This is a genomic window from Paenibacillus oralis (assembly GCF_003863965.1).
GTDB classification, from domain to species: domain Bacteria; phylum Bacillota; class Bacilli; order Paenibacillales; family Paenibacillaceae; genus Fontibacillus; species Fontibacillus oralis.
Map to the genome: position 1 here is coordinate 1115002 of NZ_RRCN01000001.1, position 18808 is coordinate 1133809.

25 protein-coding genes are annotated in these 18808 nt (G+C 50.4%); 6 read left to right on the top strand and 19 right to left on the bottom strand.

All coding sequences use genetic code 11. The features are described 5' to 3' along the window. Position 1: 1 nt before the first annotated feature. From EHV15_RS05350 to EHV15_RS05390, 13 genes are all read right to left on the bottom strand, one after another. Positions 2-490 (bottom strand): siphovirus Gp157 family protein, encoded by a 489-nt coding sequence (locus tag EHV15_RS05350; RefSeq protein ID WP_128630329.1) that lies wholly within the window; start codon positions 488-490, stop codon positions 2-4. 51 nt (positions 491-541) lie between these two features. After that, positions 542-745 (bottom strand): hypothetical protein, encoded by a 204-nt coding sequence (locus EHV15_RS36325; protein WP_178075766.1) that lies wholly within the window; start codon positions 743-745, stop codon positions 542-544. Between the two features lie 59 nt (positions 746-804). Next, a complete protein-coding gene (locus EHV15_RS36330; protein ID WP_178075767.1) occupies positions 805-999 on the bottom strand; it encodes a hypothetical protein in 195 nt (64 codons plus the stop codon). A 1-nt stretch (position 1000) separates the two neighbouring features. After that, positions 1001-1165, bottom strand: coding sequence for a hypothetical protein (locus EHV15_RS36335; protein WP_178075768.1), 165 nt, complete (start codon positions 1163-1165; stop codon positions 1001-1003). A gap of 1 nt (position 1166) precedes the next feature. Beyond that, positions 1167-2195: a DUF7666 domain-containing protein gene (locus tag EHV15_RS37150; protein WP_128630330.1), complete on the bottom strand. Its 1029-nt coding sequence runs from the start codon at positions 2193-2195 to the stop codon at positions 1167-1169. A gap of 48 nt (positions 2196-2243) precedes the next feature. Further along, a complete protein-coding gene (locus tag EHV15_RS05360; protein WP_128630331.1) occupies positions 2244-2501 on the bottom strand; it encodes a DUF7667 family protein in 258 nt (85 codons plus the stop codon). 6 nt (positions 2502-2507) lie between these two features. After that, positions 2508-2726, bottom strand: coding sequence for a hypothetical protein (locus tag EHV15_RS05365; protein WP_128630332.1), 219 nt, complete (start codon positions 2724-2726; stop codon positions 2508-2510). A gap of 16 nt (positions 2727-2742) precedes the next feature. Then, a complete protein-coding gene (locus EHV15_RS05370) occupies positions 2743-3540 on the bottom strand; it encodes a phage regulatory protein/antirepressor Ant (protein ID WP_246061332.1) in 798 nt (265 codons plus the stop codon). Continuing rightward, on the bottom strand, positions 3537-3722 hold the full coding sequence (locus EHV15_RS05375; protein WP_128630333.1) for a hypothetical protein: 186 nt from the start codon (positions 3720-3722) through the stop codon (positions 3537-3539). Before EHV15_RS05375 ends, EHV15_RS05370 begins: the two co-directional genes overlap by 4 nt. Then, on the bottom strand, positions 3703-3951 hold the full coding sequence (locus tag EHV15_RS05380) for a hypothetical protein (RefSeq protein ID WP_128630334.1): 249 nt from the start codon (positions 3949-3951) through the stop codon (positions 3703-3705). The genes EHV15_RS05375 and EHV15_RS05380 overlap by 20 nt, the downstream gene beginning before the upstream one ends. 216 nt (positions 3952-4167) lie before the next feature. Beyond that, positions 4168-4431 carry a hypothetical protein gene (locus tag EHV15_RS05385; protein ID WP_128630335.1) on the bottom strand — a complete coding sequence of 88 codons (264 nt, stop codon included), beginning with the start codon at positions 4429-4431 and terminating at the stop codon, positions 4168-4170. A 28-nt stretch (positions 4432-4459) separates the two neighbouring features. Continuing rightward, on the bottom strand, positions 4460-4627 hold the full coding sequence (locus tag EHV15_RS36350; protein WP_178075771.1) for a hypothetical protein: 168 nt from the start codon (positions 4625-4627) through the stop codon (positions 4460-4462). Beyond that, complete coding sequence (locus EHV15_RS05390; RefSeq protein WP_128630336.1) at positions 4624-4872, bottom strand: helix-turn-helix domain-containing protein; 249 nt, start codon at positions 4870-4872, stop codon at positions 4624-4626. Before EHV15_RS05390 ends, EHV15_RS36350 begins: the two co-directional genes overlap by 4 nt. A 148-nt stretch (positions 4873-5020) precedes the next feature. On the opposite strand from EHV15_RS05390, the gene EHV15_RS05395 reads away from it, so the two are divergent. Genes EHV15_RS05395 through EHV15_RS05405 form a run of 3 tightly spaced genes read left to right on the top strand, consistent with a single transcriptional unit; the run spans position 5021 to position 7379 of the window. Then, the gene (locus EHV15_RS05395) at positions 5021-5680 is read left to right on the top strand and encodes a LexA family protein (protein WP_128630337.1); all 660 of its coding nucleotides are present in this window, start codon (positions 5021-5023) and stop codon (positions 5678-5680) included. A 17-nt stretch (positions 5681-5697) separates the two neighbouring features. Beyond that, entirely contained in the window at positions 5698-5898 is a 201-nt protein-coding gene (locus EHV15_RS05400) for a helix-turn-helix domain-containing protein (protein WP_128630338.1), read from the top strand. A 14-nt stretch (positions 5899-5912) separates the two neighbouring features. Continuing rightward, on the top strand, positions 5913-7379 hold the full coding sequence (locus tag EHV15_RS05405) for a recombinase family protein (protein WP_128630339.1): 1467 nt from the start codon (positions 5913-5915) through the stop codon (positions 7377-7379). 332 nt (positions 7380-7711) lie between these two features. On the opposite strand, the gene EHV15_RS05410 is transcribed toward EHV15_RS05405, so the two are convergent. The 5 genes from EHV15_RS05410 to EHV15_RS05430 all read right to left on the bottom strand — a co-directional run bounded on the left by EHV15_RS05410 (position 7712) and on the right by EHV15_RS05430 (position 13486). Next, complete coding sequence (locus tag EHV15_RS05410; RefSeq protein ID WP_128630340.1) at positions 7712-8200, bottom strand: GNAT family N-acetyltransferase; 489 nt, start codon at positions 8198-8200, stop codon at positions 7712-7714. A gap of 110 nt (positions 8201-8310) precedes the next feature. Continuing rightward, positions 8311-8871: an ECF-type riboflavin transporter substrate-binding protein gene (locus EHV15_RS05415; RefSeq protein ID WP_128630341.1), complete on the bottom strand. Its 561-nt coding sequence runs from the start codon at positions 8869-8871 to the stop codon at positions 8311-8313. 928 nt (positions 8872-9799) lie between these two features. Continuing rightward, a complete protein-coding gene (fni, locus tag EHV15_RS05420) occupies positions 9800-10828 on the bottom strand; it encodes a type 2 isopentenyl-diphosphate Delta-isomerase (protein ID WP_128630342.1) in 1029 nt (342 codons plus the stop codon). 205 nt (positions 10829-11033) lie between these two features. Beyond that, on the bottom strand, positions 11034-12542 hold the full coding sequence (cls, locus tag EHV15_RS05425) for a cardiolipin synthase (protein WP_128630343.1): 1509 nt from the start codon (positions 12540-12542) through the stop codon (positions 11034-11036). A 254-nt stretch (positions 12543-12796) separates the two neighbouring features. Further along, entirely contained in the window at positions 12797-13486 is a 690-nt protein-coding gene (locus EHV15_RS05430; protein WP_128630344.1) for a TorD/DmsD family molecular chaperone, read from the bottom strand. A gap of 477 nt (positions 13487-13963) precedes the next feature. On the opposite strand from EHV15_RS05430, the gene moaA reads away from it, so the two are divergent. Then, positions 13964-14971 carry a GTP 3',8-cyclase MoaA gene (gene moaA / locus EHV15_RS05435; protein WP_128630345.1) on the top strand — a complete coding sequence of 336 codons (1008 nt, stop codon included), beginning with the start codon at positions 13964-13966 and terminating at the stop codon, positions 14969-14971. Here the strand turns inward: moaA and mobA are convergent. Continuing rightward, the gene (mobA, locus tag EHV15_RS05440) at positions 14968-15615 is read right to left on the bottom strand and encodes a molybdenum cofactor guanylyltransferase (RefSeq protein ID WP_128630346.1); all 648 of its coding nucleotides are present in this window, start codon (positions 15613-15615) and stop codon (positions 14968-14970) included. The two genes, moaA and mobA, sit on opposite strands and share 4 nt — an antisense overlap. Positions 15616-15745: 130 nt before the next feature. On the opposite strand from mobA, the gene EHV15_RS05445 reads away from it, so the two are divergent. Continuing rightward, a complete protein-coding gene (locus tag EHV15_RS05445) occupies positions 15746-16966 on the top strand; it encodes an MFS transporter (protein ID WP_128630347.1) in 1221 nt (406 codons plus the stop codon). Positions 16967-17193: 227 nt separating this feature from the next. Further along, positions 17194-18174 carry a LacI family DNA-binding transcriptional regulator gene (locus EHV15_RS05450; protein WP_128630348.1) on the top strand — a complete coding sequence of 327 codons (981 nt, stop codon included), beginning with the start codon at positions 17194-17196 and terminating at the stop codon, positions 18172-18174. The last annotated feature ends 634 nt before the right edge of the window (positions 18175-18808 follow it).

The window sequence follows — 18808 nt, forward strand, 5'->3', positions numbered from 1 at the left end:
ATCACCGCACTCTCAAAGACTTTTCTTGTACAACCTGCACGCCGGGAATATCCTTGCCCCGTTTCCATGCCTCGATGATGTCTTTCTTTTGAAGCTGCGGAACCGGCTGCGGCGTAATAAAATACTTTTGTGGGATATGAAATTCGTCCAGCACAACAACCTTGGGTGGATTAGATTGGAGGGAGATAGTAAAGAGTTGCCCCTTCACCTTCTCCATTTCCATTCTTTTCATGATCGCTTCGACGTTTTCTTTTAGCCTTACAGAACTGTTTTCGATAGATTTCCGACGAGCATTAAGGCGTTCCTCTTCTTCTTTGATGGCCTTTGCCTCTGCTTCCAAAGAGCGAATCACTTTAATTGTGTTCTCGATTTTTTCCTCAATCTTTCCTTCAAGGCCGACTAAAAACTCTTGCAACTGCTCACTATCCGGGTTATCAATTGCCAATTCAAGCAATGTTTCATACTGTTCAGACAGTTCATATAAACGCATGGGCTTTACAACCTCCTAAATAATGTGATATTGTGTTCGTGATAAATTTTGTTAAAGCTCTGGATGATCGCTGTTGGCGCAGCGGTCATTTTTCTTTTGTAGATCCCTTCTGATGCGTTCGTATTCGGCACGCTGGACCGGCGAACTAAAGCAGAATCTTGGAAATGAACCATCAACGTACCGACCACCGACAAGAGACAGAGCTAACATTGAAGCAAAATCATCCTTCGCTTTGATTCTCACGGGCATATGCAAGTGCATCTAACCTCCTAACATGGACATATACAGAACAGTCAATGGCTTCTAAAAGACATTCAAGGCAATGGGGCTGGTTTGATTCGTATAACTCGTATTTTGCCTCCTTGCCACACCCGCACATCACCACGCTTTTCCACCGCCTTCCAACCTTCGGGAACGGGCTTATAGCCAAGCTTCTTCAAGGTAGATTCAGGGATTTTAAAGAATCCATATTCCCGCTTTTGTTCGTCAGTCATTTCATGCACCCACATGTTAAGCCGCCTCCAATACCCTTAAATCTGCTTCCAGTTCCTCAATTTCCAGTTTCAAAAAGTTGATCCAACAAAGGTCCGTTACACGGCCACTTTCAAGCATCCGGCGTAACTCGCATATTCTGCGCCATGCATGCCAGCGTTCTAACAAACGTTGAGCGCTCAAATTAATCAACCTCCACGAATTTGCCGTTTTGCAGCATATAAAACGTATCTGCCTTGATCTTTTCCCCGTCAACTTTCACTGACTGTACATCTTTAATGTGATATTCATCTTCGCGCTCTTCCCACTCGGCCAATACGATCCAGCAACCCAAAGCGCCCTTTGCTTTGCTTTCATAACCGATTGCCATTGCTACAGATTCCTTGCCCTCTACAGTTGCTGCGGACTGATAGCCTGTATTGGTTGCTGCGGACCAATCGCCTGTATTGGTTGCTGCGGACTGATAGCCTGTATTGGTTGCTGCGGACCGATTGCCTGTATTGGTTGCTGCGGACCGATTGCCTGTATTGGTTGCTGCGGACCAATCGCCTGTATTGGTTGCTGCGGACCGATTGCCTGTATTGGTTGCTGCGGACTGATAGCCTGTATTGGTTGCTGCGGACCAATCGCCTGTATTGGTTGCTGCGGACTGATAGCCTGTATTGGTTGCTGCGGACCGATTGCCTGTATTGGTTGCTGCGGACTGATAGCCTGTATTGGTTGCTGCGGACCAATCGCCTGTATTGGTTGCTGCGGACTGATAGCCTGTATTGGTTGCTGCGGACCGATCGCCTGTATTGGTTGCTGCGGACCAATCGCCTGTATTGGTTGCTGCGGACTGATAGCCTGTATTGGTTGCTGCGGACCAATCGCCTGTATTGGATTCTTTTGCATTGTCCCAGTCTACTTTTGATTTGATGTAATCAACACCAGCTTTGATAAGCCCGGGCAAACCAATTTCAGCTTTGATATGCAGGCGAGTTGTAGCTACTTTGCTGTCTTGCCCATCGCGGTCAATCTCTCCATCGGCTTCAACTTCTGCGTAACGGCTTTCGGCGGGTGGGTAATAGCCCAGCACATCTAATGGGTATTCGCAAAAGTGTAATCCTTTTTCACATGCCTCTGCTTCCGGTTCTTCAAACGTTTTTCCAATCTCGTATTGCATTCCCCGGCATTTCAAATCCTTGTTAAAACCTTTCCAACCTTTAATCATTGATAATTCCTCCTAAAATTTATTAGTTTATCAATCTGAAAACTTGGTCTAAACCTCAAACAAGTCCTTTTCAAGCGCCTCTATCCTTGCGCAAATGTCATGGTGCCATTCGTTTTCCTTCGCCATATAAGCGATATAGGAGAGGCTTTTTAGCTCATCGAGTCTCTGAATCATCATCAAGTTTTGTTTTAAGAGTGGTTTCAGCATCTGAATAGCGACTTCATCCAATTTGATTTTTCCGTCTTGATTCATCGACATCCATGTAATCAACGCCATTTTGCGGTGGATTGGATGTATGCCGATCAAGGGGTATCAACTCCTTATTTGATTTCGTGTTTTTTTAAGAGAACACTCCGAACAAAAGAGGTTGCTTCCGATTAAATCCCCACCTTCTTGAATCAATTCGGCTAAAAATGTCTCGTCTGTAGGGATTTCTTTTCCACACTCTCCGCAATTGGTAAAAATACAATCTCCGTACAAGGGTACTTTAATTTCGATGTCGTCAGTGATTTGCGCCTTTACATAAAACATTCTTTTTCCTCCTTGATTAGCTAATTTGTTTAATGCGATCCATAACCGGCAGGATTCCGCGCTTCGTCAAAATCTCATGAATGAACAATCTTCCCTTTTGCGTCCAGCGGGTATTTAACCGTGTATCTGGATCGCCGTTTCTGTGCGTTATATCAATCGTTTCTGATTTGGTATAGCCCTCGGCGTGATGCTGCCGGTATAAAAGCCATTGGCCGTTCTGTTTATACTGGACCTTCTCTTCGCGCAGGATTTGGTTTAGCGCCTGACCACTCATGCCGTAATCCTTTGCGATTTGCGTGATGGTCAACGTGCCTTTAGATTGTAAGATGCGGTCTAAGTAGCTGATTTTAGGTTCGTATTCGGCTACACGCTGTTCTAACATGAGTGACTTGGTTTGCAACGTCTGATGTTCTTTGCGTTCCTCTATCCAGCGTTCTGCGCGTTTGATTGGGTCGTCGATCATGTAAGATGGAACGGTTTGTTCAATCAACTGATGCTCCATTTCTTCAAATCTCGTCACATAGGTTGCTGTGAATAGCACGCCTTTTTCGCCAGTCATTTTGTTAGCCACCATGTCACATCCCTTTCGGGTTAAGTCATAGCGCCGACGTTTCTCTCCCTTGCTGTCAACATAACTTGATTCGATGAAGAAATTTGACGCCCCCAAATCTGGGGTGGTTGCTTTATTGAGGATATTTACATAAGAATCAATATCCCGAATTAAGTGGTCGTGACGTTTTCCCGTCATTTCAGCAACTTCCCGGCTATCTGCCAAAAGCTTGCCGTTCGCATTTCTGATTGTTAATTGATTCAAAATGGCACCTCCTCAAGCTTTTTTATCAGATCAACGGTTTTCTCAAGGTCTGCTAGTGATTCTTTGTAGTACTTCTCGTACTGTTCCTTCCCTTGGAAGGCGTGTACATGACCTGCTGACTGTGCCGCCCGCGCTTCAAGCGCCCAGATTATAAGTTTCTTTTCATCGTCGGTAAGGATCACTTGATTGCTCCTTTCTTATGGGATTCGCATTTGTCCATGCGGCTCTTATTTGCGGCTCTACCACCGCCTCGAATGACATGATCATTGCCGCATTAATGTAAGTGGTGGTATTGCCAGTTTTCACAGCTACCATGGCGTCCATTTCTTCCGGCAACGCTATTCCTGGTGAATCAATTTCCGCTAAGTTGTATATTTCGCCATTGATCAAAGTTAGGTTTCTAACCTTCATCTTCTCTTCTCACCTCCTTAGGGGTTAATCGCTCTATCGCGGTTTCTAAGTTTCCCCTTTCTTTGGTATGATGGAAGTTGTCTAAGCTATCCATTCCAAGGAAAGGAGAATGTACGTTGAGAGCACAGTATAAGCTTCGAGTCGAACATCTTTCGATTGAACAACTGGCTGAAATCGATCAAAAATTTACGGATGCCGGTTGGATAATCGCGGGACCTAATCAGAAAGTAGGGTCTCATAGCCTTCGAGTGTATCAGTGGGAATCGACCGAAGCAGAGCCAGTTTATCCCGAGGGATTTGAACGACATAAGGAATCGATCCCAATTGATCTAAATCGTTTCCCCCGTCCTGTTGACTGAATAACTCTGGATGGCATAACATTGTCCCTCCGGCAGCGAGTAGGCGATCAAACTCATTGACATCGTTCGTGGTGATGGTCGCCTCTTCCGATTCAATAAATGCTGTGCATTGGTAGTGCATTGCTCTTTTCCCTCCTTGTGGTTAGTTATTAAATAACTTTGTAAATTCGACCTGTTTCTAAATAAGCAATCAGTTCTTTAGCCTTGTTGGTCAATGATGGAAAATCCTCCGGCTTTTCTCCGATGACTTTTCCATTACGATCAACTACCGACTCGGATACAATCCTGACTTCCTTTTTGATTTCATTCTTTCTCATGACACATTTCTTTTCTTTCTGTAATTTCGATTAAATCCGATAAAAACGGATTCTTTGCCGCAATAAACCATCGATTCGGGAACATCATACAATTTCACAAGCAACAAAAATAATCCCCGAGGAATCTTAGTTGAATCTTCTTCATATTTGCTTATTGTTTTGGCGCTTCTTTTAACCTCCTTTGCCACTTTCTCCAACGTCATTCCTCTGTTTACTCTTGCTGCTCGCAGTGTGATTTGATACATCTGATCAACTCCTTTCTGTCGGTGTGATTCCATCGTAATCCGTTAATATCGAATTGTCAATACGTTTTTATCGAAATTTTTTACTTGAAATCAGAATTAAATTGGTTTATAACGGATATATAATGATTTTTTTAGGAGGATAAACAAAGTGGCAAGAAAGAAATACACGGAAGTGGAAAAGGAACTAATGAAAGGTATCGCTTTTAATTTAAGAGCAATCTTAAAAAGAAAAGGACTTACTCAAAAAGAATTAGCCGAAGGTACGGAACTTTCCACTAGTGTTATTTCTGACTACCTTAATGAAAAAACTTTAGCCACTCCTGGGAGTATTCAAAAAATTGCTGATTATCTGAAAGTCAGTAAGGCCGAAATCGACCCTACATTTCAATCTAAAAACAATATATATAATTCCAACCTAATCCCTATAGTCGGAAATGTTTGTGCTGGGGATGGATTGCTCGCAGAACAAAATATTGAGGATTACGTTTATTACCCAATGCCCAACAAAATACAGCCCGATTTTGCTTTGAGAGTAAAGGGGGATAGCATGAGTGGAATTGGAATCGAAGATGGAGACATTGTTTACATTAAGAAAAGTAGTTGGGCTGATTTTAATGGACAAGTTGTAGTTGCGTTGATTAATGGCGATGAAGAAGGGACATTAAAACGAATGAAGTGGAGCGAGGGGTCGCCCGTTATTAACTTGGTGCCAGAAAACGAAAAATACAAATCGATTAAAGCGCTACCTAATGAAATAACCATTTGTGGTGTTTATATGGGGCATTTCAAACTCAATAACTCATTATAAAAAAGGGTGGAATAGTTATGAAGGAAATAAAACTAAGCGAGAACCTGAAACGAATCAGAGAAGAAAGAGGGGTAAGCCAAGAAGAACTCGCAATAATCATTGGGGTTGAAAAGAAGGATATAGGGTGTTGGGAAGATGGTAAAAAAGAGCCTCGAATGGGCAACGTTCAGAAATTAGCGGAAGCTCTTGGAGTGACAATTACAGATTTAATTTTTTGATAGGGGGATTTTATATGCAGGTTTTTGGTTATCCACGTGTAAGCACCGACGAACAAGCAGAAAGGGGGAACTCTCTTAGTGAACAGATGGAGAGAATGACGGCATATTGTAAGGCCATGGGATGGGATGAACCGATTTTCTTTATTGATGATGGTTATAGCGCAAAGGACCTTAATCGCCCTGAATTAACTCGGATGTTGGATCGTGTAAAAAAGGACAAACAAGGTGGAATTATTTTAACAACAAAATTGGACAGGCTTTCAAGAAAACTGTTTGATATTTTATCTCTTAACGAATTTTTCAATAAACACGGCTTCAATTATGTTTCGGCTACAGAAGGTTTCGATACCTCAACACCTGCCGGCAGGTTGGTTTTGCAAATGCTTGGAATGGTGGCGGAGTTTGAAAGGGAGCGCAACTCAGAACGAGTACGTGATAACATGACTTCCATTGCGAGAAATACCACCAAGGTTATCTCTCGTCCTTGCTTTGGATATGACATCATTAATGGTGAATATGTGATAAATATTGATGAATCAACTGAAATTATTAAAGCGGCCAATGAACTTCTTTCCGGGACGCCTTTACGACAAATAATTAAACGTTGGAACTTTGTCGACAATATCAAAACCAAAGAGGGTAACGAATGGCACGAAAAAACGTTTAGGGAATTATTTCAACGCGAAACCTTAATAGGTGATTTTGTTTACAATAAAACTTATAAAGATGGATCGAGAATAATAACCAGACCCGAAAACGAATGGATCTATATCGAGAACCATCACTCCGCAATTTTAGATGAAGAAACTTTCAAGAAACTAGGACAACTTTTTCAAGCAAGAAGAAGATTAGGAAGACACACTACTGATGACCGGTATTTATTATCAGGTCTTGTTGTTTGCGGTCATTGCAAAAGTAAAATGAACGGAAAAATGAGCAGGAGTTATTCAAAAAAATTAAACCAAGAAAATATTCATTACAAATACCTCTGCGACGGGTATTTAAAAAGAGCAAAATGTTTTCACCACTACATCAGTCGAGATGGTATAGAAGCAGCAATACTAAATAGAATAAAGAAGATGGCAGAAGCTTCTCCTGGTACTTTAAATCTAGTTTTATCAAAACCAAAATCCCAATCAATTAACGAAGATGAAATTAAAGCAAAGTTAGCCCGTTTGGATAAAAACATGCAAAAACAAATAGATGCATTTAATGATGATCTTATAACCGCACACGATCTCAAAGCAGCTACCCAAAAGGTAGAAAGGCAACGTGCAGAACTCCACAAATTGTTAGAGGCATCGAGTTCAGAAAAATTAGAAGATGAAGCAGAAACAAAACTTATTAGAAGAGCCAAGGCAAGCATTAAGGATTTATTATCTGGAGATCGTTTAAAGACGAAAGAAGTTATTAGAGAAATGGTTTATGAAATAGAGGTCTTGAACGGGAGCGACATAGCTGTTATTTGGCGCGCGGATTAAATCTCTCGCAGGGTGTTTGGTAGACCCACAATGCCAGCCTTTAAAGCCATATTTATGACAACTCCTCATTCATGTAATTGCTCATCTTCCTTCAACCATAGTACCGATACGCCGGAGATATTTCAAGGACATCCGCGAAAACCGGCGGTTTGGCGGCATGTTAACTGGCGCATGACGGAGGCCATCCGGCTGCCGGGACCGTCGGTTGGTCGCTACCAGTCAAACCCTTTCGCGGCTAGACACCACTTGGAAAGATACTGTCGGCCGATTCCCGCAGCTAGATGCTGACAGGTCACTGGCAGCTTGCCTTCGTCCCAAGTTTATCCTCGCCGTCAAGCCTCGGATTCCCCCGCCAAAACTTTCGTCATCTGGATGTCCGTCACCTCGTACCCCATCTTCCGGTACAGTTCAAACGCTCTTTGATTGTGGCCAAAAACGTGCAGCGAAATGGTGTCCAGACCCAGCCGGCGAACCTCTTCCTCCAGCGCGGCCATCGTCATTTTGCCGTAGCCCTTGCCTTGATGCTCCTCGTAGATCAAGATGTCCAAAATAAAAGCAATCCGCCCCTTTTCCTGTTCCATGGCGTTAAACCACAGATGCCCGACCGCCTCCTCGCTCGAAGCGTCCTGTACAAGGTAGAGAAAAGCGTCCTTCGTAATTCTGCCGTCCGGAAGAAAGCGGCGGAAAGCCGCTTCCGCCAGCGCCGGCGCATCCTCGGCCGTCCACGTCCCGGCAGCCACCTTATCCTCCGCGTAATCGCGGACCGACCGGCTGCGGAAATCGCGGTAATCGGCGTCGCTCATCGGAATCAGTTGAACCATTAAGTCCCCACCTTATCATTTGTTTTGTTTTAAAACGGATACCCCCGCAGGTCTATCGCGTCGGATACTGATAAAAATCACATACTGCATACTCTTCACGGGCCGGGCCCCTATCTGTCCACGCTCAAATTCGTGTTGCTCCGGTTGCGTTTGGCATAGGCCCACACGGCGGGAAGACCGAGAATGAGAAATACCGCGACGTTAGCGAGACCTGCCGTTACGACCTCCACGACGATTTTATCGTTTGGCTCGCCCATAACGAAGATATCAAACAAGCCGGAAAAAGCCAGGGAAACGAAAATCCCCACGATTCCGCAAACGGCAAACAGAACCAGATGGCTTTTATTCATCCGCCCTTCCCTTGCATTGAAATCCTTGAATATGTAAACCAGCCCCATAAAAGCCGCCGTAATGCCCGACCCCAACGCCCAGCCCCACCACACGGTGCCGCTCGTAATCAAGTCGTTGATGACATGCCCGATAAACCCGGCGATAAATCCAACCACCGGCCCAAACAACGCCCCGAATATCGCCAGCAGCGCGATCGCCGGCCGAAGCTGGGTATCCGCCACAATCGGGATGCCGATCCAACTGGTTGCCGCGTACAGTACGCCCCCGATGCCGACCGTCACCACCGTTCTTGTATTCCATGTCCACAATGACGGTTTCATAGCCGTTCCCCCTTGCGTTACGGAAAAAACGAAAAGCCGGGCACTCCGGTTTTCGATTCCTGTGTAAATTTGCCGGCCTGTCTGCAACCATATACGCTGTTTCATGGAAGGGTGCCGTCCCAGCAGGCCGATATTACCCTTCAATATAATAGGGAATTTGCGGAAATGCAACGAAAAATAGGGGACTAACCGCTGCCGCGCACTAGCGTTGCATCAAATCTGTTTTCTAACATGATACATTTTCTAGCCACACAACGATTCTAACGGATGCCACAAGCGCTATTTGTACCAAAAACGTTGATTTCAAATTGTAACGGTTGCCATGGTGCTTATTTCGCTTAAATCCGGTTATTTTTGCTCAGATTCAGGCAAATAACGACGATTACAACCGTTAGAATTTAGAAAAGGTCTTTTTTCGGGAAATAGCCGCTGTTACAACCGTTACAACCGTTAGATTTCCGGGTACCTTTTACGGGAAATGGCCACCGCGCCAAAAATAGCGGTAAAAAAGGGCTCTATTACGGGCCAAAATGCAGCACGAGAAAAATAGCGGACTTTTATGTCGTTATTGGGTAGGGGCGGGGGGAAAAGTGCGGATTTCAGCCCCTTCGCAATAAAATAGAGGAAAATTTTACCGTTATTCAGAGGTTTTTGGCTTCTCACATTAAAATAGCGACAAAAATTACCGCTAATCGCGGGATTTTTGAAAGGAAGGCTCTGGCTTGGGGCTATCCCCCAACTCAGGGGTCAAACGGGCCCCTAGGGACGTTAGCCCATAGGCTGGCTGGCCCGACTTGTAACGAAGCGTTGGCCTCCTAGCCTATACCTGGGTCGCCCACCCCCGCCTGCACCGGGAGCGCCGCCCCAACCGGCCCCGAGCAGGCCGGCCTTAAGCGCGGCGGAGCCAGCCAGCGCGCCGGCCCGGCGCCTACTCCCGGCGCACGAGCCGCGCCGTGCTCCGCAGCGCCGGTATGCTCCCGGCGCCGATGCCGAACATGGCGGTGCGCAGTTCGAACTCGACGCGCTCCAAGAGCGCGTCGAGCCGCTCCTCCGAATGCACCGCCGGTTCCAGCAGCGCCCGGCCGAACCCGGCCAGGTCCGCGCCAAGCGCCAGCGCTTTGGCCGCGTCCACGCCGGTGTTCAGGCCCCCGCTGCCGATCAGGGCGGCGTCCGGGACCGCCGCCCGCACTTCGCGGATGCATTCGGCGGTGGGGATGCCCCAGCCCGCGAATGCTTCCGCCGCCGCACGGCGGACAGGATCGCCGCTGCGGAACTTCTCGACCTGGCTCCAGCTTGTCCCGCCCGCGCCGGCCACGTCGGTAAAAGCGACGCCCGCTTCGCGCAGCCGTTTCGCCGTGCCGCCGTCGATGCCCCAGCCGACCTCCTTCACGCCGACCGGCACCGGCAGCGCCTTGCACACCTGCTCAATGCGCGCCAGCAGCCCGCCAAAGGCCGTGTTCCCCTCCGGCTGGAACACCTCCTGCAGGCCATTCAGATGAAGCACCAGCATGTCCGCTCCGGCGATGTCCACCGCCCGCTTGCATTCCTCCGGGCCGTAACCGTAATTCAGCTGCACCGCACCCAAATTGGCGATGACCGGGATGGTCGGAGCAAACCGCCGCACCGCAAACGTAGGTGCCAGCTCCTCCCTTTCCACGGCGGCCCGGATCGAGCCGACGCCCATCGTCCAGCCGCGCCGCTCCGCGGCCTCGGCCAGGCGCACGTTGATTTCCCCGGCCAGCTTGCTGCCTCCGGTCATCGAACTGATCAGCAGCGGCGTCCGAATCGGAGCGCCCAGAAACGTCGTTTTCAGGCTGATGTCGTCAAAATTCAGCTCCGGGAGCGCGTTATGCCGGAACACATATTTTTCAAACCCCGTGCGGATCCCCTCCGCATTGACCTGCTCTTCCAGGCATAAGCGGATATGTTCGGTTTTGCGTTCGGACGTATTCTCCATGTTCCGCCCCCTCCTTAACCGCGATGGCTATCGTAAATTAGTTCGGCTTAGATGCCGCCTAGGTTTGGCTTGAGTATTGCTTGAGTGTTACTTGAGTTCTGCTTGAGTTTGCTTTAGTTCTGCTTAAGGTTGCCGCTTATGCTCCAAACTTAGTTTCTCCCGATCCCGCCGCGGTTCTCCCGGCTGCCACAGCCGGCAAGATGCGCTACAGCAGCGGTGACAGCAGCCGGGCCGCGGATTCCGCAAAACGGACCAGGATTTTTTTGTTCATAAAGCTTGCCCGGTCGATCATTTTCGTCGACAGCAGGTCGCGTTCGAAATTTTCCACGATTTTGGCGATGCTGTCGCTTTGCACGAGCAGCGCGTTCACCTCGAAATTCAAATGAAAGCTGCGCATGTCCATATTGGCCGTGCCGACGGTGGCCACTTCGCCGTCCACGATCAGCAGCTTGGAATGCAGGAAGCCTTTTTCATATTCGTATATCTTCACCCCGACTTCCAGCAGTGACGGAAAATACGAATGCGACGCCAGAAACGGCAGCCATTTGTCCGGCCTTGCCGGAAACAAAATCCTGACGTCGATCCCCGCCAGCCCGGCCACCCGCAGCGCGGTCAAAATGTCCTCATCCGGAACAAAATACGGCGTCGCCAGCCAAACCGATTTTTTGGCCGAGGTAATCATGGCGAAAAAGATATTTTTCAGCGTCCGGCTTTCGTTGTCAGGTCCGCTCGGCACGATCTGCACCGCGCCGCTGCAGCCCTGCTCCAGCTCCGGCGACAAATAAGCGAGGTCGATAATTTCTTCCCCGTTCACGTACTGCCAATCCTGCAAAAAAATAATTTGCAGCGACCGGACGGCCTCGCCTTTGACCAGCATATGCGTATCGCGCCAAAAGCCGTACGTTTTGCTGCGGCTCAAATATTCGTCCCCGACGTTAAGCCCGCCGATAAATCCGGTGTTGCCGTCGATTACGACGATTTTTCGATGGTTGCGGTAATTGACCCGGCTAGACAGCGCCAGAAAGCGCACCTGCCCGTAAATGCCGACCTTGACCCCGGCGTCCCGCAGCTCCTTAATAAACGATTTCGGCAGGCCCAGGCTCCCGACCGCATCGAACATAAACCGCACCTCAACGCCTTCCCGGGCTTTTTGGATCAGCGTTTTCTGAATTTCCCGGCCGATGTCGTCCGCACGGTAAATGTAATATTCCATATGAATATGATGCCGCGCCTTTTTCAGCTCTTTCAGCAGCGTCGAAAACGTCTCTTCCCCGTTCGTCAGCACCCTGGTGCGGCTGGCCATGGAAAAAGGCGTGCGGGCCAGCCGCTGCGACAATTGCAGCAGCCGCTGCTGGCTCGGGCTGAACTGCGACAAATCCCGGGGCAGCATGTGGCCGTTGAAGTGGATCCGTTCAAAGCTAAGCTGGTTCTGCTCGGCCTTTTTGTCGAACTTGCGCCGCTTGAAATAGTTTTGTCCCAGCAAGAAATAAAGCAGCAGCCCCACCACCGGCAGCAGGGCCAGCACCAGGATCCAGGCCACCGTACTGGACGGATTCCGGTTCTCCATAAAAATCGCCATACCGATCGTAATGACCGTGAGCGTCTGAAATATACTGACCAAGGTCCCCCCGAATTTCCCGAAGACGCCAAATCCGAAATAGTAAAAAGCAAACAAAATCCCCGCGATAATAATGATTTGAAGTCCCCGTCTCATGCCTGTACTCCTTTTTTTCTCTCAGGTGATGCTGATTCTATTCTACATGAAGGTTGCTTTTCTTCCTACTGGCAAGAGCCAAATATTATAGAGATGGGAGTTTGGAAGGATGAGATTTTAAAAAGAGGGCGATAGAGAAAAAGGAGAAATACCGGAGTGGTCAGTTCGTAAACGGCCCTGCGGCCGATCGCTCGCCTGATGGACATTGGTCAGAGCCGTTTACGCCCGGAAATGATCGGCCAGGACGCCAGGTCCTAGGCCGGCGCCTGCGTATCCCGCCACCGCCGAAGCTGCCGCAGATCATGGTCCAGAAATTCGTCGAGCAGCTCCGCCAGCCCCGTATACAGCGGACTTGTCGAGGCCAACATCAACTCGCTGGCAAACGGCCGGGCCCATTTCAGCAGATGGGATTCCAGAAAACCGATCTGCGCGTCTGCCAGCGTCAGGCAGGTGTGCGGCAGGCTGCTCTTGCTGAGCATGCCTTCGGCCAGCACGGCCATAAACTCCAGCTCCAGCGCAATATGATCGTCGCGCTCCCCGTTTAATTTATTGAATACAACGCCGTTTTCCATATATATTTTCCGCACCTCGGAGATGCAGGCAAATGCGTCGGCTCCTTCCGTTCTGCGGCGAAACAGGCTTTCGCAGGAAGTCATTACGGCGTCACGGCCCGTAAACAGGCGTTCGTATTCCGCCGCCTCTCTGCTGCAAACTTGGCGGAATTGCTGTTCGGGAATGCTTTTCAGATAGCCGATCAGTTTGCGCCCGCCCCGGCTCGCCGGAATGACGCCAATCAACTCCGCTTTATATCGCCAATGGGCGATCAAGGACATCCTCGGCGGACGGCTCAGGAAATCCATCAACACCCGGTAACCCCACCCGCGCCGCTCCAGCCACTCAACCTGTTCCTGCGTAAAAACAAACGGTGGATACGTCATTGCCATCGGAAGGTCATCTCCTTGCCAATATTTCTTCTTAAGAGGTTGTTCAAAAAGTCATCTTTTGATCACGAAGCAGGTCAAGAAGCGGACTCGACGTCGAATCTTGAATTCAGCCGGGCCTTCCGTTGCTCACGTACCCAAAACGTACGCTCCGCTACTCAGTCCCTAACTTCATCCAACCTTCTCGGTGCTGAAAATCTGACTTTTTGAACTCGCATTTTGAAAAAAAGATGACTTCCTTCAATGCCGGAAATCATCTTAATCGCATATACCGACACATGATTAAGGGGGTCACGTATCGCTTGCTTTGATTATAACAGGCAATGTAAGCGCTTTATGTGATTTTTTTTACACTTGTCTCTGATACCATTCTATCGCCCTGCGCCGCAAAATATACTTGAACAATGTGTGCCAACGCATTGACTGATCATCAGCATATATATTAAATTTGAAGCACCAAAAAGAAAGGGGGCGTCCCGTATGGAGCAGCTTCTTGATTCTTTCGGCCGAAAACACGACTATCTCCGGATTTCCGTGACCGACCGTTGCAACCTCCGCTGCGTTTATTGCATGCCGGCAGAGGGTGTGGTTTTTCAACCGCATGAAGAAATTATGAGCTATGAGGAAATCGCCGAAACCGTTTCGGCGCTTGCCCCGATGGGCCTGCGCAAACTCCGGATTACCGGGGGCGAGCCTCTGGTTCGCAAAGATTTGGACAAATTGATCACCATGCTTTCGGGAATCCCGGGCATTGAAGATATCGCCATGACGACGAACGGGATGTTCCTGACCAGCAAGGCGGCCGCGCTCAAACAAGCGGGCCTGAACCGGGTCAACATCAGCCTGGACTCGCTGCGCCAGGACCGGTTCGCGATGATCACGCGCGGGGGAGAAGTGCGGAGAGTCCTGGAAGGGCTGCAGGCCGCCGTGGAAATCGGCCTTGACCCTATCAAGCTGAACGTCGTGCTGATGAAAGGGGTCAATGATGATGAAATCCGTGATTTTATCGCTTTGACGCTGGATAAGCCGCTGCATGTTCGGTTCATCGAATATATGCCGATCGGCAGCGCTACCGACTCTTGGCGCAGCACCTATTTGCCGTTGTCTACCGTTGACGAGGTATGCCGGGCAGCCGGCTGGGAAACGGAGGACGTGACCGGCCCAAGAGGAAACGGTCCGGCCGAAAGCAAGCGGGTTGTCGGCGCGGCCGGCACGTTTGGCCTGATCCATCCCGTCAGCGAACATTTTTGCGATAACTGCAACCGCCTGCGTTTGACCGCGGACGGCCACATTAAAGCTTGCCTGTACTGGTCGGACGAACTGCATGTCCGCCCGCTGGCCGCCGCCGGCGACCGGGAAGGCATCCGGGCGATGTTCCTGAAAGCGCTGGGCGGCAAGCCGAAAAACCATGAAATGGCGCTGGCGCTGGAGAAAAAACAGCAAAGCCATACGCCAACCGTACGCCGCATGTCGCAAATCGGCGGTTAAAGCGGGCCTTTCATTTTTTCGAGCCAAGCTTTGGCTTTTTCATAATCCTCCGGCCGGTTCATATTGAAGGCCAGACATTCCTGCGGGAGGCCCGCAGCGGCGGCGAGTTTCTCCCCGTCGGCATATTCGGTCCGCAGCCCGTCCAGCCACACGGTCATTTTGTAGTGACCGAGGCGAAGCTCCCGCTCCAGGCCCGGCAGCACGCTGCGCCGGTATACCGCCAGCAGCGGGTGAACCCGGTCTCCCGTGCGGGCGATCACCGCTTCGGGGCCGGAGCTACCGCCTTCCCGCGCGGCTTTGGACTCCGACTGCCGGGCCTGCCGGAGCAACTCTTGGAACAAACCGCGGTTGGCAAACGGCGTATCGCAGGCCACCGCGATATTCCAGGTTGAAGCCGAGCTTGTCAGGCCGGCATGCAATCCCGCCAAAGGTCCAGCCCCTTTGTACATATCGGTTATAACCTCTTTGCCGAACGCCCGGTACGCCTCCTTGTCGTCCGCTACGATCACGATGCGGCCGGCTATCGGCTCCAGCTCCCGGATGATTTTTTCCATCACGGTGATTCCCCCAAGCTCCATGAGCGCCTTGTTTTCGCCCATTCGGCTGGATTTCCCCCCCGCCAGGATGACGGCCGTTGTCTCCACAAACAGACCTCCCTTTTATAAAATATTGGAAAATTGTAGAAAACTTGGTTTGTATCCCTTTTCACCTCTGTGTTACATTGAGAACATAGTCAATTATTTTCGGTTGCGTTATGGACTCGGACAGAAAGGAATGGCGCGTTTGCGGGACAATCAACGATATTCGCCCTCCTCATGGATGCCGCTGAGGCTGCTTAACTTTTTCGTTTACGGAACGATGGTCATTTTCGCCGCCTTTTTTCAATTATATTTGCAGGATATCGGTATGGACAAGCTGGAGATCGGAAGCCTGATGGCGATCGGGCCGCTCATCTCTTTGCTTGCTCACCCGTTTTGGAGGTATATCAGCGATCTGCGCCAAAATCCGCGGGCCGCTCTGATCGCCATGATGCTTGGCCTGCTCGTCATGGGCCATTTGGTGTTTAAAGCGAATACGTTTCATACGCTGTATCTGGCGATGATTTTGCTTTATTTTTTTCAAAGCCCGCTTCTCTCGCAAAACAACGGTCTTGTTTTAAGCTACACGGAAGGGAACGAACGGAGATTCGGCGCTTTCCGCTTATGGGGTTCGCTCGGCTGGAGCCTCGTCGCCCTGGGGGCCGGACCGATCATTGACGCGGTGGGCCATAACGGCATCTCTTTGTTGTTCAGCATCTGCCTGATGCTGGCGATCGGGTCCGCGCTGCTGCTCCCGTCCATCCGCCAAACGTCGAATACGCCGTGGCTGAAAGGGGTTGAACTGGCGCGGACGCTGCAGTATAGATATTTCGTCGCTTTTGCCTTATTCGGTATGCTGGTGGCTGTTCCCAACGCAATCAACGTCATTTTCATGCCGCTGTTTATCACCGACCTGGGCGGTTCCCGTCTGGAGGTCGGGGGCGCGGTTTTTCTGTCCACGGCTTTTGAAATACTTGTCTTTGTCGTGCTGGACCGTTATTTTAAGCGGAAAATCACGTTTCTGCTCGGCTGCATCACGGCGGTCAGCTTGCTGTTCGCGTTAAGATGGAATTTGATGTCCGATGCGACCCAGCCGGTGCAGATCATGCTGATTCAACTGCTGCACTCGGTTACGTTCGGCGGCTTCTTCTATGTCGGCATCAAACTGATCGCCCTGCTGCTGCCGCGCCCGCTGCGTTCCGCCGGACATGCGGTTTATACGCTTGCGCTCAGCGGGCTCGCCGCGTTGATTGCCGGTTTTTTCGGGGGCTGGATGTACCAGAACTTCGGCGGCGGCGTCATGTACCGTATCGGCATGGCTTTGTCCTTCTTCGGCGCGCTCGGATACGCGGCCATGTGGTATCGGATTCACAAAAACGGCTACTCGCCGGTCATGGGGCGAAACGAACACCGATAACCTTGAATACGACAAAAACAATGCATTCCACGCGTTACGCCCTCCCGCCGAGGTTACGCCGGATGGAATGCATTGTTTTTCTCACTGCATATTCATTGTAAATTATGAAATGCATTCCAGAGCAAGCGCTGATTTGGGATTTTTCGCCTGTTTGAAGCTTTGCGGTGTTTGCTAAACCGGCTTTTGCCCGGATATACCGCCCTGCAAACCGGAAAGGAGTGGCCCCATTGCCGAATATCAAGCAAATCGCCGAGGCGGCCGGCGTCTCCGTCACAACCGTCTCCCGCGTGCTGAACGATCACCCCTATGTGAGCGAAGCCAAGCGAAAAGCCGTGGAGGAAGCGATCCGCAAGCTGAACTATTCGCGCAATATGAACGCCGTTCATTTGATCAAAGGCACGACCCGGACGATCGGCGTTGTCCTGCCCCGCATCAATCTCTACTATTTCGCCCGGATGATGGAGGGGATGGCGCAGGAAGCGCTGCTTCACAACTACCAGCTGATGCTCTGCCAAACGGACTACCGGCCCGATGAAGAGCGGAAGGTGCTGGAGATGCTGCGCAACAAGCAGATCGACGGGCTGGTGATCTGTTCCCGGTCGCTGTCGCTGGACGAAGTGGAAGCCTACGCGGCTTACGGCCCGATCGCGTTATGTGAAGCCGTGCGGGACCGGCCGCTGTCGTCCGTCTACATCGACCATTATGCCATCTTCCAGAAGGCGATCACTTATTTATGGGAAAAAGGCCGCCGCCGGATCGGATTCACCGCGGGCCGCCGCCGCAACAGTCCCAGCCTGCGCCGCCGGCTGCAGGCTTACAACGACACGCTGCTAGCCTTGGGAGGCAGTCCCCGCCAGGAATGGGTGCTGGACGGCTGCTATGACATCGGGGACGGCGCCGCGCTTGTCGAGCACCTGCTGGCCATGCCGGAGCGGCCCGATGCCCTGCTCATCACCGGGGACCAGGTGGCCGCCGGCTTCATCCTGGCCGCGCGCAGCCGGGGGCTTGAGGTCCCCGGCGATTTCGCCGTCATCGGCTTCGACAACCAGCCGATCTCCGCCGTCCTGGGCATCACAACGATCGACAACCGGCTGTCGGAAATCGGCGCCCGCGCCTTCGATAGCGTCCGCAGCCAGCTTGCCGGCCAGCAGCCGGGCCCGGTCAGCGAGGAGCTCGGCTTCCGGTTCATCAAGCGCGGCTCGGTGTGAAGGGGGGAGGGGGGCAAATCTGGCGATCTGAGGATACGTCAGATCCAGGGCTATGCCATGTCCGGAGGTATTCCCAGCTATGCCAGCTGAGATTACGCCAGTTCCGGGGTTATGCCAGTTATGCCAGTTCCGAGATTACGCCAGTTCCGGGGCCAAGCGAAATCCCACCAAATGCAAAAGTGCAGGCGACTTTTGTCGAAAGCTCTCGAAACGGACGGTTCAAATGCATAAGTGCAGTTCAATTCCGCTCAAAAGTCACTTTTTTATCGAATAGTCTCTAATCAAATGTACTTTTGCATTTCAGCCGCTCAAAACCGGGAATTTGTAGCATATGAAATGCACTTTTGCAGTTGATCCATCCATTCCAGCGGTCGTTCCTCCCAAAGTAACATGCCAAAGCAAAATGCGCCTCTTTCACCCACTCATCTACAATGACGAAAAGGCGGTCTCTCCCAGTTTGTTGTGCTGAGAGAGACCGCCTTCGTTAAGTTCCGGCATTTACTGACTGCGTCCATTGGAAAAAATCCAATAGATTTCATTTAAACCGTCCGTTTCACACCATGCCGAGCCTGATCTATTGGAAATATCCAATCAAAACATTGCGCTGCTTGTGGTGTCAGACCGCGAGGAACCC

Coding starts and splice junctions, on each gene's coding strand:
- EHV15_RS36330 (WP_178075767.1), bottom strand. CDS start 999: ATGTGGGTGCATGAAATGACTGACGAACAAAAGCGGGAATATGGATTC.
- EHV15_RS05365 (WP_128630332.1), bottom strand. CDS start 2,726: ATGTTTTATGTAAAGGCGCAAATCACTGACGACATCGAAATTAAAGTA.
- EHV15_RS05410 (WP_128630340.1), bottom strand. CDS start 8,200: ATGGTTCAACTGATTCCGATGAGCGACGCCGATTACCGCGATTTCCGC.
- EHV15_RS05390 (WP_128630336.1), bottom strand. CDS start 4,872: ATGTATCAAATCACACTGCGAGCAGCAAGAGTAAACAGAGGAATGACG.
- EHV15_RS05430 (WP_128630344.1), bottom strand. CDS start 13,486: ATGGCAATGACGTATCCACCGTTTGTTTTTACGCAGGAACAGGTTGAG.
- EHV15_RS05400 (WP_128630338.1), top strand. CDS start 5,698: ATGAAGGAAATAAAACTAAGCGAGAACCTGAAACGAATCAGAGAAGAA.
- EHV15_RS05350 (WP_128630329.1), bottom strand. CDS start 490: ATGCGTTTATATGAACTGTCTGAACAGTATGAAACATTGCTTGAATTG.
- EHV15_RS05415 (WP_128630341.1), bottom strand. CDS start 8,871: ATGAAACCGTCATTGTGGACATGGAATACAAGAACGGTGGTGACGGTC.
- EHV15_RS05385 (WP_128630335.1), bottom strand. CDS start 4,431: ATGCACTACCAATGCACAGCATTTATTGAATCGGAAGAGGCGACCATC.
- fni (WP_128630342.1), bottom strand. CDS start 10,828: ATGGAGAATACGTCCGAACGCAAAACCGAACATATCCGCTTATGCCTG.
- EHV15_RS05380 (WP_128630334.1), bottom strand. CDS start 3,951: ATGAAGGTTAGAAACCTAACTTTGATCAATGGCGAAATATACAACTTA.
- EHV15_RS36350 (WP_178075771.1), bottom strand. CDS start 4,627: ATGAGAAAGAATGAAATCAAAAAGGAAGTCAGGATTGTATCCGAGTCG.
- EHV15_RS05445 (WP_128630347.1), top strand. CDS start 15,746: ATGGCGCGTTTGCGGGACAATCAACGATATTCGCCCTCCTCATGGATG.
- moaA (WP_128630345.1), top strand. CDS start 13,964: ATGGAGCAGCTTCTTGATTCTTTCGGCCGAAAACACGACTATCTCCGG.
- EHV15_RS05405 (WP_128630339.1), top strand. CDS start 5,913: ATGCAGGTTTTTGGTTATCCACGTGTAAGCACCGACGAACAAGCAGAA.
- cls (WP_128630343.1), bottom strand. CDS start 12,542: ATGAGACGGGGACTTCAAATCATTATTATCGCGGGGATTTTGTTTGCT.
- EHV15_RS37150 (WP_128630330.1), bottom strand. CDS start 2,195: ATGATTAAAGGTTGGAAAGGTTTTAACAAGGATTTGAAATGCCGGGGA.